Source organism: Mesorhizobium sp. P2_A12, assembly GCF_056405075.1.
The window spans coordinates 170573-185612 of sequence record NZ_JBFUCU010000007.1; the positions used below are offsets into that span (position 1 = coordinate 170573).

Consider the following 15040-nt stretch of genomic DNA (forward strand, 5'->3'; position numbering starts at 1 on the left):
TTGGCGCGCTCGGCCGCGCTCATTTCGTTGGCCCTGGCGGCAGTTGTCGCTGGCCCGGCAGCGGCGAGCGGCGTGCTGGCCGGCTCCTGGGGCAATGATGTCGGCTGCGCCGGCGTCAAGGCCGGCTATCAAGACAGCGATGCCTATATCGTGCTGACCGCCGAAGGCATCGAGACTTATGGCAGCGGCTGCCGGTTCGCGCAGCAATTGACGTCGGTGCTGGGTGCACAATCGCTGACTTCGACCTGTTCCGCCGAGGGCGAGGCGGGGACGACGATCGAAACAGTTGTGGTCACCAACAAGGGTGAGGATGGTTTCTTCGTCACCATTCCCGGCCTTGAAGAAATGGGGCCGCTGCAATCATGTTCGTGACGTGGGGCGTTGGCATGCGCGGTTTTGGTCTGTCAGTTGCGATGGTTCTCGTGTTAGCTGCCGGTCAGGCTTCGGCAAAGGGCATCGATCTGTCCAAGCCCTACGGCAACAAGTCCGGCTGCATCAACAAGAACGGCCAGGAAGTCTATGCCGAGGACATGCTGCTGCTGACGGACACGGATCTGGTCACCGTGGCAAGCGCCTGCACCTTCACCGACAAGCAGGCGAAATCGGACGGTTCGCTGACCATCAAGGCGCAATGCGAGGCGGAAGGTGAGGATGGGCAATCGCCGGCAGAGTTCACCGTCAAGCAAAGCCCCAAGAGCGCCAAGAAGCTGGTGATCACCGATGCGGACGGCAATGTCATGGGGGAAGTCTCCCGGTGCCGATAACGATCAACTTCCCATCGGCCTCAAGCGACCAGCGCATCCAGTTCCGGCAGCAGGACGACGCTTTCCTGTTCGTTGGGATCGGTGCGGGCAATGACGGCCGAAGACGGGGCGCCGCTGAGATTGGCCGGCAGATGCGGCACGCCGGCCGGAATGTAGAAGAGGTCGCCGGCCTTGACGACGATATGGTGCTCCAGCCGGTCGCCGTACCAGGTATGGACCTCGCCGGAGAGCACATAGATCGCCGTTTCATGGCTCTCGTGCATATGCGCCTTGGCGCGGGCGCCGGGCGGCATGGTCAGCATATGCATGCAGATGCCGGACGAGCCGACGGTTTCCGCGGCGATGCCGGCGAAATAGGTCAATCCCTGCTTGCCTTCATAAGTGGTTTCAGGGCGGATAAGATGACAAGTGGGCGACATCAGGAAACTCCGGGCGCCGATTGAGTGGGACAAAATTAGTGGGACTGGGGCCAATGGGACAGGGGCGAGTGGAAAACAACATCGCGATAAAAGCAATCGGATTCCAGCCGGCGCCTCAATGGCGGGATCAGGCAGGCAGCAAGCGATGACAGGGATTTCGCCAGCCGTCGTCGCGGCAAGCAAACTCGAACTGACCTTCCAGACCAATGACGGGGCGGTGCAGGCGCTGTCCAATGTCGACCTGACCATCGGCAAGGGTGAGTTCGTCTCCTTCATCGGGCCGTCGGGCTGTGGCAAGACGACCTTGCTGCGCGTCATCGCCGATCTGGAGAAGCCGACCTCGGGGACGATTTCGGTCAATGGCATGACGCCCGAACAGGCGCGCGAGAAACGCGCCTATGGCTATGTCTTCCAGGCCGCCGCCTTGTTTCCGTGGCGCACCATCGAGCGCAATGTCGGGCTGCCGCTGGAGATCATGGGCCTGTCCAAGGTGGAGCAGGCGGAGCGGATCAATCGTACCCTCGACCTCGTCAACCTCTCAGGTTTCGAGAAGAAGTATCCGTGGCAGCTTTCGGGCGGCATGCAGCAGCGCGCCTCGATCGCCCGTGCGCTGGCCTTCGACGCCGACCTTCTGTTGATGGACGAGCCATTCGGCGCGCTGGACGAGATCGTGCGCGACCACCTCAACAAGCAATTGCTGGAACTGTGGGGACGCACCAACAAGACCATCTGCTTCGTCACCCACTCCATTCCGGAAGCCGTTTATCTATCGACGCGCATCGTCGTCATGTCGCCACGCCCGGGCCGCGTCACTGATGTCATCGAATCGACGCTGCCGAAGGAGCGGCCGCTCCACATCCGCGAGACGCCGGAATTCTTGGCGATCGCGGCGCGCGTCCGCGATGGTCTGCACGCAGGCCACAGCTATGAAGATTGAGTTGGTGCGCTAGATGGACAGCTTCCGCGACAAGCTCATCCCGGTGACCTCGATCCTCGCTGGCGTGGTCGTGCTCTGGTACGTTTTTGCCGTTATCCTCAACGCGCCGTTCCAGCGCGATCTCGACCGCCGCGCCAATGAAACGCCTGCCTTGAGCGAGTTCATCGGCAAGACGCTGTCGCAGCCGAAGCCGACGCTGCCGGCGCCGCATCAGGTGGCGGTGAATTTCTTCGAGAACACGTTTCTGCGCCCCATCACCTCGAACCGTAGCCTCGTCTACAACGCCTGGGTGACGCTGTCGTCGACACTGCTTGGCTTTGCTTTCGGCACGGCGCTCGGCATCATCATCGCTGTCGGCATCGTGCATGTGGCGACGCTCGACCGCAGCCTGATGCCGTGGATCATCGCCTCGCAGACCATTCCCATCCTGGCAGTGGCGCCGATGATCATTGTCGTTCTGGCGGCGATCGGCATCACCGGCCTGGTGCCGAAGGCGATGATCTCGACCTATCTGTCGTTCTTCCCGGTGACAGTCGGCATGGTGAAGGGCCTGCGCTCGCCCGAGATCATGCACCTCGACCTGATGCACACCTACAATGCCAGCGCCTCGCAGACCTTCTGGAAGTTGCGCGTGCCGGCCTCGGTGCCGTTCCTGTTCACATCGATGAAGGTGGCCGTGGCGGCGAGCCTGGTCGGTGCCATCGTCGGCGAACTGCCGACAGGTGCTGTCGCGGGGATCGGCGCCAAGCTTCTGGCCGGCGCCTATTACAGCCAGTCCATCGACATCTGGTCGACGCTGGTTGCCGGTTCGGTGGTGGCCGCACTACTGGTCATGGTGGTTGGCATTGCCGGGCGCATCGTCGATCGCGCCATGGGCGGGAGGCCGGCATGAACTGGCTGAAACCCTCCTGGCAAGCGGTGCTCGCCATCGTGCTGTGCCTGATCGCGGTGGCGCTCGGCGCGATGTCGAAGCCGGAAGCGGCAGCGCTTGCCGAGCCGGCGGCCAGCTTCAACTACCCCTACCTCGGGACGAAAGGCTTGATGCTCGGCCTTGCAGTGCTGGCGGCGCTGATCTCGATGACCAGGATTCCGCCGCTTGCAGAGGCGGTCGTGCTGTTTGTCGGCGCCCACCTTGTCGCCTGGCTACTGATATCGGGCATTTCCGGTTTTGAAGGTACGGCACTGGCGCCGTACTTCTTGCTGCTTACGGCTGCCTGGCTGCTCGGCTGGCGCTGCGTTGCCGTGCTGTCGGGACTTCGCCCGATGGCGAGCTGGGCCCGGAGCGCGCTGCGCCTGATCATCCCCGCCATCTTCGGCGCCTGGATCCTGATCATCTGGGAAGCGGTGACGCGGGGCGCCGGCATTCCCTTCATCCTCTTGCCACCGCCAAGCGCCATCGGCGCGCGCATCGCCAGTTCGCTGCCGGTGCTCGGCGCCGATGTCCGGCAGACGATTTTCAAGGCGGTGATCTTTGGCTATTTCGTGGGCAGCGGCGCCGGCTTCATCACCGCGATCCTCGCCGATCGCGTGCCGTTCCTGCGCCGCGGGCTCTTGCCGATCGGCAACATGGTCTCGGCGCTGCCGATCATCGGCGTCGCCCCGATCATGGTCATGTGGTTCGGCTTCGACTGGCAGTCCAAGGCGGCCGTCGTCATCATCATGACGTTCTTCCCGATGCTGGTGAACACGGTCGCCGGCCTCGCCGCCTCCGGCCATATGGAGCGCGACCTGATGCGCACCTACGCGTCGGGCTACTGGCAGACGCTGCTGAAGCTCCGGCTGCCGGCAGCCGCGCCTTTCATCTTCAACGCGCTGAAGATCAACTCGACGCTGGCGCTGATCGGCGCCATCGTCGCCGAGTTCTTCGGTACGCCTGTCGTCGGCATGGGTTTCCGCATCTCGACCGAGGTCGGGCGGATGAACATCGACATGGTCTGGGCCGAAATCGCAGTTGCAGCACTTGCGGGTTCGGTCTTTTATGGCGTGGTCGCTCTTGTCGAAAGAGCCGTCACGTTTTGGCATCCCTCTGTCCGTGGTGGATAGGGGCGGTGGGTCTAAGGGTCCTAACTTCAGAGGGTAAAAAGATGAAAAGACTGATTATTCCTGTCCTGGCCGGCGCGATGTCGCTAGCCGCGTTCCAGGCAATGGCCGCCGAAAAGGTGACGTTGCAGCTGAAATGGGTCACGCAGGCCCAGTTTGCCGGCTACTATGTTGCCAAGGCCAAGGGTTTCTATGAGGCCGAAGGTCTCGACGTCGACATCAAGCCGGGCGGCCCCGATATCGCTCCGGAGCAGGTGATCGCTGGCGGTGGCGCGGATGTCATCGTCGACTGGATGGGTGGTGCGCTGGCTGCCCGCGAAAAGGGCGTGCCGCTGGTCAACATCGCCCAGCCGTTCAAGAAGGCCGGCATGGAACTGGTCTGCCCGAAGGACGGGCCGATCAAGACCGAAGCCGACTTCAAGGGGCACACGCTCGGCGTCTGGTTCTTCGGCAATGAATATCCGTTCTACGCCTGGATGAACAAGCTCGGCCTGAAGACCGAAGGCGGCCCGGATGGCGTCACCGTTCTGAAGCAGAGCTTTGACGTGCAGCCGCTGATCCAGAAGCAGGCCGACTGCATCTCGGTCATGACCTACAACGAGTACTGGCAGCTGATCGACGCCGGCTACAAGCCGGAGCAGCTGACCGTGTTCAACTATTCGGCGATGGGCAACGACCTGCTCGAGGACGGGCTCTATGCGTCGGAAGACAAGCTCAAGGATCCGGCGTTCGAGGACAAGATGGTGCGTTTCGTGCGCGCTTCGATGAAGGGCTGGAAATACGCCATCGACAACAATGACGAGGCCGCAGGCATCGTCATGGACGGTGGCGGCCAGGACGAGAACCACCAGAAGCGGATGATGAGCGAAGTCGCCAAGCTGATCGACAATGCCGACGGCAAGCTCGATCCGGCGACCTACGAGCGCACCGCCAAGGCGCTGCTCGACCAGAAGATCATCACCAAGGAGCCGAAAGGCGCCTACACCACCGCCATCACCGACAAGGCGGTCAAGTAAGCCTAGGTAGCAACATCCTGATGCTGGGAACGGCGCCTCTGTCAGAGGCGCCGTTCCTTTATGGTGTTCATGACGAAGCTGGTCTCGATCGAGGCGACGCATTTCAGCCGCGCGATCTTTTCCTTGATGAAGCGCTCGTACTGTTCGAGGCTGCCCGTGACCACCTTCAGCACATAGTCGCGCGAGCCGGTGACGAGGTGGCATTCCAGCACCTCTTCCCAGCCGCGGATCGCGTCCTCGAACATGACGATCTCGTCCTCGTTCTGACGGCTGAGCCGGACGGTGGCGATGGCGACCATGCTCCAGCCGAAGGCGGCCGGATCGACCAGCGTGGTGTAGCCTCTGATGACGCCGGTCTCCTCCAGCCGCCGCACCCGCCTCAGGCAAGGCGACGGCGACAGGCCGATCCGCTCGGCAAGCTCGTTGTTGGTGATGCGGGCGTCGGCCTGCAGTTCCTGCAGAATCCTGCGATCGAAATCATCGGCTATCTTTTGCTGCACTTTCGACCTCTCCAGGCAATTTGTTGCGAGGATGCAGCCATGCGCGCCCAAAAATAGCAAGGACTGCGCGATCGGGATCGCATAAATTGCCGTGCGACACTCCTCGAGGAAGCAGGAACAAGCCATGCCCGCGCCACGCCCGTCGAAAACCCATATCGGCAATCACAAGCTCCACCCGGAGACGCTGATGCTGAGCTATGGCTTCGATCCGCAACTTTCGGAGGGTGCGGTCAAGCCGCCGGTGTTCCTGACCTCGACCTTCGTATTCAAGTCAGCGGAAGAGGGACGCGACTTCTTCGACTACACGTCCGGCCGAAAGGAGCCGCCGAGCGGCACGGCGTCCGGCCTAGTCTATTCGCGCTTCAACCATCCCAACAGCGAGATCGTCGAGGACCGGCTCGCGATCTATGAGGGGACGGATGCCTGCATCCTGTTTTCCTCAGGGATGTCCGCGATCGCAACGACACTTCTCGCCTATGCCCGTCCGGGCGACGTCATCCTGCATTCGCAGCCACTCTATGGCGGCACCGAGACGCTTTTGACGCGCACGCTTTCCGGCTTCGGTATCGGTGCTGTCGGCTTCGCCGATGGCGTCGACGAGACGGCGGTGCGCGCGGCGGCCGAAGCTGCAGTCAAAAAAGGCCGTGTCTCGGTCATCCTGATCGAGACGCCGTCAAATCCGACCAACAGCCTGGTCGACATCGCGCTGATGCGCAAAATCGCCGACGAAATCGGCGCGAACCAAGGGTCGGCGCCGATCGTCGTCTGTGACAACACGCTGCTCGGTCCGGTCTTCCAGAGGCCCATCGAACACGGCGCCGATGTGTCCGTCTATTCGCTGACCAAATATGTCGGCGGCCATTCCGACCTGATCGCGGGCGCCGCCATGGGCAGCAAGACCGTCACCAAGCCGATCAAGGCGTTGCGCGGCGCGATCGGCACGCAGCTCGACCCGCATTCCTGCTGGATGCTTGGCCGCTCACTGGAAACGCTGTCGATCCGCATGGAGCGGGCGAACGACAATGCGCGCCTGGTCGCCGAATTCCTGCGCGATCATGCCAAGGTCGAGAAGGTGCATTACCTGCCGTTCCTGGGCGAGGACACGCCGGCGGGCCGCGCCTACCGGGCACAATGCAGCGGCGCCGGCTCGACCTTCTCCTTCGACATACGCGGCGGGCAAAAGGCGGCTTTTGCCTTTCTCAACGGCCTGCAGATCTTCAAGCTGGCGGTGAGCCTCGGCGGAACGGAATCGCTGGCCAGCCACCCCGCGGCCATGACCCATTCGGGCATTCCCTTCGACGTGCGCCAACGTATCGGCGTGCTGGAGACCACGGTCAGGCTGTCGATCGGTGTCGAGCACCCGGACGATTTGATCGCCGACCTGACGCAGGCGCTGGCAGCGGTCTGACCGTCTCCGGGCGCCTCGGCAGCGAGGCGGAGGCGCCGTCGCGGCTTTGACATTGGATAATCCCAGGAGGGGCGGGCAACCGCCTCTCTTTTCATCGGTCATCACATATGCGTGCGCCCAGGATACTTTTGGCCGGTAGATCGTTGTGTTGATGTATCCATGCGCTGGGGGGCCGCAGGGTGTTGCATCCAACGGAGGTTTCTAAAATGCGCATGCAGTCGTTTTCGCCGATCGTTTCGGCACTTGCCGTCACTGTTTCTATCTTCCTTGTCTCGCCGGCCTTGGCTGATATGGAAAAGTTCACTGCCACGCTCGATGGCGGCCAGCAGAGCCCGCCCGTCACCACAAAGGGCAAAGGTACGGCCACTCTCACGTTCGACACGGCCAAGAAGAAGCTCAGCTGGAACGTCAAATATTCCGGTCTCAGCGGGCCAGCGACGGCCGCGCATATTCACGGTCCGGCGGCGATGGGTGAAAACGCTGGACCCGTCATTCCGTTCAAAAAGCTCAAGAGCCCGATCAAGGGATCGGAGACGCTGACCGATGCGCAGGCCGCTGATCTCGAGGCTGGCAAATATTACGTCAACGTCCACACCGCCGCCAACAAGGACGGCGAGATCCGCGGCCAGATCGAAAAGGCGAAGTAGGATAACGTCGCCCCGGGGGACTGGGGGACTGAATTACCTCGAAGTTAAGGAACAGCGTCCCCTCCGTCCGGTAGGACGGAGGGGACGCGACGCTGTTCGATCTGTGCCGTTGGTGCTCAGGCCTTGTCGCGGATCTGGGTCATCGTCCGGGTCGGCGTGATCGCCTCGGGGTCGAGCCTGATCTCGACGATCGCCGGCTTGCCGCTGGCGCGGGCACGCTCGAAGGCGGAAGCGAAATCCGCGGTCTTCTCCACCGTCTCGCCATGGCCGCCATAGGCACGGGCCAAGGCCGCAAAGTCGGGATTCTTGAGATCCGTGGCAACGACTCGGCCGGGATATTCGCGCTCCTGATGCATGCGTATGGTGCCGTAGATGCCATTGTTGACGACGACGACGATGATTGGCAGGTCATACTGGACGGCGGTGGCGAACTCCTGCCCGTTCATCAGGAAGCAGCCGTCGCCGGCAAAGGCAACCACCATGCGATCCGGAAACAGCCCTTTGGCGGCGACCGCGGCCGGCGTGCCATAGCCCATCGAGCCTGACGTGGGGGCTGCCTGCGTGGCGAAACGGCGGGACCGGTGGAAGCGATGCACCCAGGTAGCGTAATTGCCGGCACCGTTGGTGAGTATGGCGTCGTCGGGCAACACCTTTTCAAGATAGTTCATGATCGGCCCCATCTGGACCGGGCCGGGGCCGCTTTCGGGCGGCGTCGACCAGTCGAGATAGGCGGCATGCAGTTTTGGCGTCTCGGCTGCCCAGACGGGTGCGGAGGCCGGCCTGCGCTTGGCGAAGGCCTGAACGAATGCTGACGGCGAGGCGTTGATCGCCAGCGTCGGCCGGTAGACGCGGCCGAGTTCGCCGGCATCGGCATGGACATGGACCAGCGTCTGGTCGGGGTAGGGGCTCTTCAAGAGCGTGTAGTCGGACGACGGCATTTCGCCCATGCGGCCGCCGATCAGCAGCACGAGATCGGCCTGCTTGATCGCCGTGGCCAGCTTCGGATTGATGCCGATGCCGACATCGCCGGCATAGTTCGGATGCAGATGGTCGAACAGCATCTGGCGGCGGAAGGAACAGCCGACCGGCAGCGACCACGCTTCGGCGATCGCGCGCATCTGCGCCACAGCCTCGGTATCCCAGCGCGTGCCGCCGAGGATGGCGAATGGCCGCTTGGCCTTGGCCAGCAATTCCTCCAGGGCGTCGAGTTCGGCTTCACCCGGCCGGGTTTCGACCGGTGTGCGCGGCAAGGCGATGGGCGCTTCGACGACACTGGTCAGCATGTCTTCCGGCAGCGAGATGACCACCGGGCCGGGACGGCCCGATGTCGCCACCGCGAAGGCGCGGGTGACGAATTCCGGGATGCGGGAGGCATCATCGATCTCGACCACCCATTTGGCGATGTCGCCAAAGAAACGCTTGTAGTCGACTTCCTGGAAGGCCTCGCGCTCCTTGGCGTGGCTGGCGACCTGGCCGATGAACAGGATGACGGGAATAGAATCCTGCATGGCGATGTGGATGCCGGCGGACGCATTGGTGGCGCCGGGTCCGCGGGTGACGAAGCAGATGCCGGGTTTGCCGGTCAGGCGGCCGTGGCAATCGGCCATCATGGCGGCGCCGCCTTCCTGACGGCAGACGATGGTGCGGATCGCCGAATCGTGGAGCGCGTCGAGCACCGCCAGGTAGGATTCGCCAGGCACGCAATAGATGCGGTCGGTGCCGTTGGCTTCGAGCGCGTCGACGATCAGTTGTCCGCCAGTCTTCATTGTCCAGACTTCTCCAGTTCGGCAAGGATTTCTTGCGTGTGCTCGCCAAGGCGCGGCGAGGGGCGTTCATAGACAAGCGGCGTGCCGGACATCACCATCGGTGCGCGCACCGAAGGCAGAAGATTGCCATGGCCGTCGTCAAGGTCTAGCCGCATGCCGCGGGCGATCGTCTGCGGGTCGGAAAACATCTGGCCGATCGTGTTGATCGGGCTCGCCGGCACGCTGGCCGCTTCCAGCTTCGCCAGCAGCGGGTCGCGATCAAAAATCTTCAACGCTTCGATCATGTGTTCGCGCAGCTTGACCCGGTTGGCGACCCGCGCGGGGTTGGTGGCGAAGTCGGGATTTGTGGGCAAATCGTCCAGCCCGACGGCGGCACAGAATTTGGCGAACTGGCCGTCATTGCCGACCGCCAATATGATATGGCCATCCCTGACCGGAACCACCTCGTAAGGTGCAATGTTCATATGCGCGTTGCCCATCTGCACCGGCGACTTACCGGAGACGAGATAGTTCAGGTTCTGGTTGCCGAGCGCCGAGATTTGGGTGTCGAAGAGCGCCATGTCGATGTGCTGGCCGTCGCCGGTCTGTTCGGCATGGCGCAATGCCGCCTGGATGGCGATGACTGAATAGAGGCCGGTGAAGATGTCGGAGATGGCGACGCCGGCCTTCTGCGGCTCGCGGCCGACCTCGCCGGTGATCGACATCATACCGGCCATGGCCTGGATGATGAAATCATAGCCGGCGCGCGGCGCGTAGGGCCCATCCTGGCCGAAGCCGGTGATCGAGCAGTAGACGAGGCGAGGGTTGATCGTCTTCAGGCTGTCGTAATCGAGGCCATATTTCTTGAGGCCGCCGAGCTTGAAGTTCTCGATCAGCACATCCGACGTCGCGACCAGCCGGCGAACCGTCTCCGCACCCTCCGGCGTCGAGAAGTCGATGGCGATGGAGCGCTTGCCGCGATTGCAGGAATGGTAATAGGCGGCCGACAGGTTCTCGCCGCCCTTGCCCATGACGAAGGGCGGGCCCCACTTGCGGGTGTCGTCGCCGCCATCGGGGCTCTCGACCTTGATGACATCGGCGCCGAGATCGGCAAGCAACTGTCCGGCCCATGGCCCGGCAAGGATGCGGGCGAGTTCGACGACGCGGACGCCTTTCAGCGGGGGCTCAGTCATAGATCACCATGGTTGATCGAAAGCAGAGCCTCTATCAAGCCCGGCGATGGCTGTCACGGCCCTTGCAATGGGCCAAGGTGCCAGTTCGAAATGGATTCGCGCCGCTTTGGCCGGGTTATGATCCTAGCACGCCGTCGGCCCAGGCCGCGAAATCGTCCATGATGATGTCGCGGTTGACCTCGTTCAGGCTTTCGTGGCGGGTGTCGGCGTAAACCTTTGAAACCAGATTCGAAAACCCCATCTTGCGCATGCGATCGGCAAGATGGGTGATCCCTTTGCCGTAGTCCGAGGCGGGATCCTTCTCGCCACCGACGATGCTGACGGGCAGGTCGCGCCTGATGCCGGCAAAGCCGGCGTCCCTGCCGCCATTCAGCGCCATGCCGACAACGTCGCGCCACATCGACACCGACGCATCCCAACCGCAGAGCGGATCGGCAATGTACTTCGCCACCTCAGCCGCGTCGCGCGACAGCCAGTCGAACAGCGTGCGGTGATTGGGCACTGCCTTGCCCCAGGCCTGGAAGGTGAGTTTCGGCAGCAGGCGCGAGGGGACATCCGAGCCCAGCCGCATGCGTTCCCAACCAAGAATACCCAGGGCCAGTTGACCGAGCGGGCCAGCTGAGAAGTTGCCGTTCCAGATCGCGGCCGCATGAACGCGTGGCGAGTGGCTCAATAGGAAGTTCAGCGCCACTGACGCGCCCATCGAATGGCCAAAAAGGATGACCGGCAGGTTCGGCTGTTCGCCCGCGATGACATCATGGACGGCGCCGACATCGGCGATCACCTTGGCGGCGCCATGCTTGTCGGCGAATTTGCCGAGTGGCGCATCGGGCGCCTTGGTCGCGCCATGGCCGCGATGGTCGTGGACATAGACGTGGTAGCCGCGCGGGCCAAGAAAATCGGCGAAGCGGGCATAGCGCGCGGCGTGCTCGGCCAGCCCGTGATTGATCTGCACGACTGCACGCGGCCTGCCATCGGCCTGCCTGACGAAGAGATTGAGGTCGGCACCCGTCGGCGAGCGAACCACGCGCTGCTGGCTGAATGGCATGCCGCTCGGTCTCCGGGTTCTGGCCGCCATCGTGGCGCCGGCTTTGTTTGCGCCAGCACCCGTTTTGCGTCAATCACCGTGCCTGCCTTTTCCGCGACGATGTTTCTTGCGTTTGGCCAGCAAAATATCGCAATTCTGACATGGAGACAGCTTCAGTCTGTCGCCCACTTCTTCAGCCGGGGATTCCCTATGCGCATTGGTGTTGTTTTCGGATTGACCATGCTGGCGGCCTCGCTGGCCGGTGCGGCGCGTGCCGATGTCAAGATGAGAGGCACCTTCGTTGCCGATGCGGCCTGTCCGGCAACGCAAGCCATCAAGAACGGCAAGAATCCCGGTAATGTGTCGACCGATGCTGGACAGAGCTACCCGCTGCTTGCCGGCAACAAGGATGCACCGACGCATTATCTCATCCTGGTGCCGGGCGCCGATCCGGAGCGCCGCTGGGTGAAGGTCAGCTGCGGCCACGTCTCCGGCAGCAGCGCCGCGACGGTGCCTGCAGCGCCTGGCGGGCAAGGCAAGCCGGCGGCGTCGGGAAAGCCTGAATATGTCTTCGCGCTGAGCTGGCAGCCGGCTTTTTGCGAGACCAAGTCGAGCAAGACCGAATGCAAGGCGCAGAGCTCCGGCGATTTCGACGCCACGCATTTCACCTTGCACGGGCTGTGGCCGCAGCCGAACGGCAATTTCTATTGCCAGGCGACAGCGAGCGACAAAGCCAACGACAATCCTGCCCACTGGAAGGACCTGCCGCCGGTCAATTTGGACGCCAGCACCCGCACGGAACTCGATCAGGTGATGCCGGGTACCGCTTCCCATCTCGAGCGGCATGAATGGATCAAGCACGGCACCTGCTACGGCAAGAGCCAGCAGGACTATTTCTCCGACGCGCTCAATTTGATGCGCGCGGTGAACAGCTCGCCGGTGCGCGATCTCTTTGCCAAGAACATCGGCGGCAAGCTGACGGCGGACCAGATCCGCGGCGCCTTCGACAGCGCCTTTGGCGCTGGGGCCGGGGACCGGGTGCGCGTCTCCTGCGTCATCGATCCGTCGAGCGGCAGGCGGCTGATCGGCGAACTGACGCTCGGCCTTGCCGGCCCGATTGGTCCCGACAGCTCGCTGAAGGACCTCCTGCTGGCTTCGGTGCCCACCAACAAGGCCGGCTGCCCGACTGGCACTGTCGACGCGATAGGGTTCCAGTAACCACTGGCTGAACGCCGACGCCGGACTGTCGCCTTGCCGCGTCGTGGTGCTATGCTGCACCGAGCATCATTCGCGCGGGGGTCGCAATGGATGGCATGACGAGCAGCGCGCTGGCGCGGCTGGCCTTCTGGGCCAAGGGCATGGTCGCGATCAGCGACGGGCGCATGGAATGGCCGGGTTTTTCCTATGCCGACTCCGAATGGGCGCGCATGCGGACGCTCTCCGAACCGATCGGCGCCGGCACCTACCAGCTGTTCACCATCGTCAATGCAGTGATCTTCATCACGATTGCGGCGCTCGGCATTTTCGGCGTCTGCCTGCCGCTGGCGACAGTGTTGTTTCCCATACCGGCCGAGACGAGCGCGCTTAAGTTTTCGCTGCTGCTGGCCGCCTGCGCGTTCCTCATCATCGGCCTTGGCCTGCCGATTTCGATGCGACTTTCGGCAGTGCTGGTGGCCAGCAAGGCGGTGCGTGCGGCGCTGATCGCCGCGCCCGACGACGAGGCGTTGGCCTCAAAAGTGTCCTGGCAGATCAACCGCATTATGCTGATCATGTGCGGCCTGCTGGTGCCAGGCATCCTGCTGTTCATCGCCTATGACATTGAGGCCGGACCTATCATCACCGCGCTGAAATGGCTGGCGATTGCCCTGATGGCGGTCTCCACTGTGGCCGGCATCCGGCGACAGAAAAAGTCGCAGTAAACTCACGACTAGATTTGCGCGGATTTGGTCCATGCAACGGCGGCGTCGGCCTCGTGGCCGTCCGGCTCGCCAACGACGCGATCGCGTCCGGTCGACTTGGCCTTGTAGAGACGCTGGTCGGCGAGCGCGAACAGATCGGCAAGGCAGCGAGTCGTTTCGCCGACGCTGGAGACGCCGGCGCTGACGGTCAGGTCAAAGCGGCTGGTGTTGGCGGAGGCCTTGACCGCATAGCGGATGCTCTCGCCGAACAGCCTGGCGACCGGGTGCGGACGCGAACTGAGGATGGCGAATTCCTCGCCGCCGATCCGGAACACCTGGTCTTCCGCACTTGCCGCCTCGCCAAGCAGGGCCGCAACGGCTTTCAGCACCTTGTCGCCTTCGGCATGGCCGAAACGGTCGTTGATCGACTTGAAATGGTCGACATCGATGATCAGCAGGCTGAGCGGCTTCGCCGTTCGCAGACTGACCTGGACGGCGGCTTCACCATCGCTGTCGAAGCGGCCCCTGTGCAGCAGGCCCGTCAGGCCGTCACGGCCGACATGTTCGACCAGCGCTTCGTAGCGCTCGCGATAGGTCAGCGTGTCGAATATGTCGGTCAGTCCGCGCGGCAGCGCGATCTGGCGTTCTTCGAACCATCTGAGATAGGCCACGAGCATGGTGCTGTAGGTCAGCGCGGCGACCATCTTGGCAAACCAACCGCCGAAAAACACCGCGATCGGCGCGCCGGCGACGAAATGCAGCGCGGTGAAGAACCCCGCCTGGTCGAAGGTGAGCACGCATGCGACCGAAATCAAGATGCGCGCGAACTGGGCCTTGCGCAGGTATCGCCCGAGCTTTTCATAAAGCAGGATGATCAGGATGGCGTCGACGAACAGCAGCGTCGTGCCCCACACCATCAGCCAGCCCATTTCGTCGATGAAGCCGATGTCGGGCAGCCTGCCATCGGGCAGCGGGGCGATGGCATGCAGGCGCAACAGCAGCACCAGCCCGATCATCAGCGCATTGCCAAGCAGAAGACCATAGATCGGCTGACGGACGGTGGCGGCGTCCTCCTTCATGTAGAGCAGCAAAAGCATGACCAGTTTGCCGGAAAACAGCACCGCCGAGCCCGGCGAGACCATGCCGAACGGCAAGGCGACATAGAACACGCTGGCGAGATAGGTCTCGAGGAAGTGCATGACGCCGAGCGCGCAGACAAAGACGCCGAGGCCGATGCGTTTCCTGCAGCGGAAAAGCGTCACCATGACGCTGAAGTAGACGACCGCTTCGGCAAGGAGCAGGAAACTGTTCAGCAATGCCGTCGATCCGATCTTTCTCCTGAATCGCGACAAGTCGGCGATTCCACCCGATCCTGTTTTGACGCCGAAGGGTTAACCGGAGCTTTCATCGCGCTCGGCGGCCGGCGGAAAACTTCAGGGTTGGCGG

Annotated in this window: 16 protein-coding genes; 10 read left to right on the forward strand and 6 right to left on the reverse strand. The window is 63.0% G+C overall.

Annotated elements, in window-relative coordinates:
* Both AC1DZU_RS17670 and AC1DZU_RS17675 read left to right on the forward strand, forming a co-directional pair.
* Positions 1 to 372, forward strand: a complete 372-nt coding sequence (locus tag AC1DZU_RS17670; protein WP_477286779.1) for a hypothetical protein — start codon at positions 1 to 3, stop codon at positions 370 to 372.
* Between the two features lie 14 nt (positions 373 to 386).
* A complete protein-coding gene (locus tag AC1DZU_RS17675; RefSeq protein WP_477286780.1) occupies positions 387 to 764 on the forward strand; it encodes a hypothetical protein in 378 nt (125 codons plus the stop codon).
* A 20-nt stretch (positions 765 to 784) separates the two neighbouring features.
* Here AC1DZU_RS17675 and AC1DZU_RS17680 read toward each other — a convergent pair whose 3' ends face one another.
* Entirely contained in the window at positions 785 to 1183 is a 399-nt protein-coding gene (locus AC1DZU_RS17680) for a cupin domain-containing protein (protein ID WP_184874971.1), read from the reverse strand.
* Between the two features lie 145 nt (positions 1184 to 1328).
* Between AC1DZU_RS17680 and AC1DZU_RS17685 the strand changes: the two genes are divergently transcribed.
* Genes AC1DZU_RS17685 through AC1DZU_RS17700 form a run of 4 tightly spaced genes read left to right on the forward strand, consistent with a single transcriptional unit; the run spans position 1329 to position 5176 of the window.
* A complete protein-coding gene (locus tag AC1DZU_RS17685) occupies positions 1329 to 2120 on the forward strand; it encodes an ABC transporter ATP-binding protein (RefSeq protein ID WP_477286782.1) in 792 nt (263 codons plus the stop codon).
* A 13-nt stretch (positions 2121 to 2133) separates the two neighbouring features.
* Positions 2134 to 3012 (forward strand): ABC transporter permease, encoded by an 879-nt coding sequence (locus tag AC1DZU_RS17690; protein WP_477286784.1) that lies wholly within the window; start codon positions 2134 to 2136, stop codon positions 3010 to 3012.
* Positions 3009 to 4163, forward strand: a complete 1155-nt coding sequence (locus AC1DZU_RS17695; protein ID WP_477286786.1) for an ABC transporter permease — start codon at positions 3009 to 3011, stop codon at positions 4161 to 4163. The genes AC1DZU_RS17690 and AC1DZU_RS17695 overlap by 4 nt, the downstream gene beginning before the upstream one ends.
* A gap of 41 nt (positions 4164 to 4204) precedes the next feature.
* Positions 4205 to 5176, forward strand: coding sequence for an ABC transporter substrate-binding protein (locus AC1DZU_RS17700; RefSeq protein WP_477286788.1), 972 nt, complete (start codon positions 4205 to 4207; stop codon positions 5174 to 5176).
* 41 nt (positions 5177 to 5217) lie between these two features.
* Here the strand turns inward: AC1DZU_RS17700 and AC1DZU_RS17705 are convergent, their stop codons facing one another.
* Entirely contained in the window at positions 5218 to 5676 is a 459-nt protein-coding gene (locus AC1DZU_RS17705) for an Lrp/AsnC family transcriptional regulator (protein WP_457152357.1), read from the reverse strand.
* A gap of 124 nt (positions 5677 to 5800) precedes the next feature.
* On the opposite strand from AC1DZU_RS17705, the gene AC1DZU_RS17710 reads away from it, so the two are divergent.
* Both AC1DZU_RS17710 and AC1DZU_RS17715 read left to right on the forward strand, forming a co-directional pair.
* Positions 5801 to 7084 (forward strand): cystathionine gamma-synthase family protein, encoded by a 1284-nt coding sequence (locus tag AC1DZU_RS17710; RefSeq protein ID WP_477286791.1) that lies wholly within the window; start codon positions 5801 to 5803, stop codon positions 7082 to 7084.
* A gap of 206 nt (positions 7085 to 7290) precedes the next feature.
* A complete protein-coding gene (locus AC1DZU_RS17715) occupies positions 7291 to 7731 on the forward strand; it encodes a CHRD domain-containing protein (RefSeq protein ID WP_477286793.1) in 441 nt (146 codons plus the stop codon).
* A gap of 116 nt (positions 7732 to 7847) precedes the next feature.
* Here the strand turns inward: AC1DZU_RS17715 and AC1DZU_RS17720 are convergent, their stop codons facing one another.
* The 3 genes from AC1DZU_RS17720 to AC1DZU_RS17730 form a co-directional block, all read right to left on the reverse strand.
* The gene (locus AC1DZU_RS17720) at positions 7848 to 9497 is read right to left on the reverse strand and encodes a thiamine pyrophosphate-binding protein (RefSeq protein WP_477286795.1); all 1650 of its coding nucleotides are present in this window, start codon (positions 9495 to 9497) and stop codon (positions 7848 to 7850) included.
* Entirely contained in the window at positions 9494 to 10669 is a 1176-nt protein-coding gene (locus AC1DZU_RS17725; RefSeq protein WP_477286797.1) for a CaiB/BaiF CoA transferase family protein, read from the reverse strand. Before AC1DZU_RS17725 ends, AC1DZU_RS17720 begins: the two co-directional genes overlap by 4 nt.
* Before the next feature lie 115 nt (positions 10670 to 10784).
* Positions 10785 to 11717 carry an alpha/beta fold hydrolase gene (locus tag AC1DZU_RS17730; protein ID WP_477286798.1) on the reverse strand — a complete coding sequence of 311 codons (933 nt, stop codon included), beginning with the start codon at positions 11715 to 11717 and terminating at the stop codon, positions 10785 to 10787.
* A 189-nt stretch (positions 11718 to 11906) separates the two neighbouring features.
* Here AC1DZU_RS17730 and AC1DZU_RS17735 point away from each other — a divergent pair, with 189 nt between their 5' ends.
* Positions 11907 to 12914, forward strand: coding sequence for a ribonuclease T2 family protein (locus AC1DZU_RS17735; RefSeq protein ID WP_477286800.1), 1008 nt, complete (start codon positions 11907 to 11909; stop codon positions 12912 to 12914).
* Positions 12915 to 13000: 86 nt separating this feature from the next.
* Positions 13001 to 13615, forward strand: a complete 615-nt coding sequence (locus AC1DZU_RS17740) for a hypothetical protein (RefSeq protein ID WP_477286802.1) — start codon at positions 13001 to 13003, stop codon at positions 13613 to 13615.
* 8 nt (positions 13616 to 13623) lie between these two features.
* Here AC1DZU_RS17740 and AC1DZU_RS17745 read toward each other — a convergent pair whose 3' ends face one another.
* Positions 13624 to 14910, reverse strand: coding sequence for a GGDEF domain-containing protein (locus AC1DZU_RS17745; RefSeq protein WP_477286804.1), 1287 nt, complete (start codon positions 14908 to 14910; stop codon positions 13624 to 13626).
* Between the last annotated feature and the right edge of the window lie 130 nt (positions 14911 to 15040).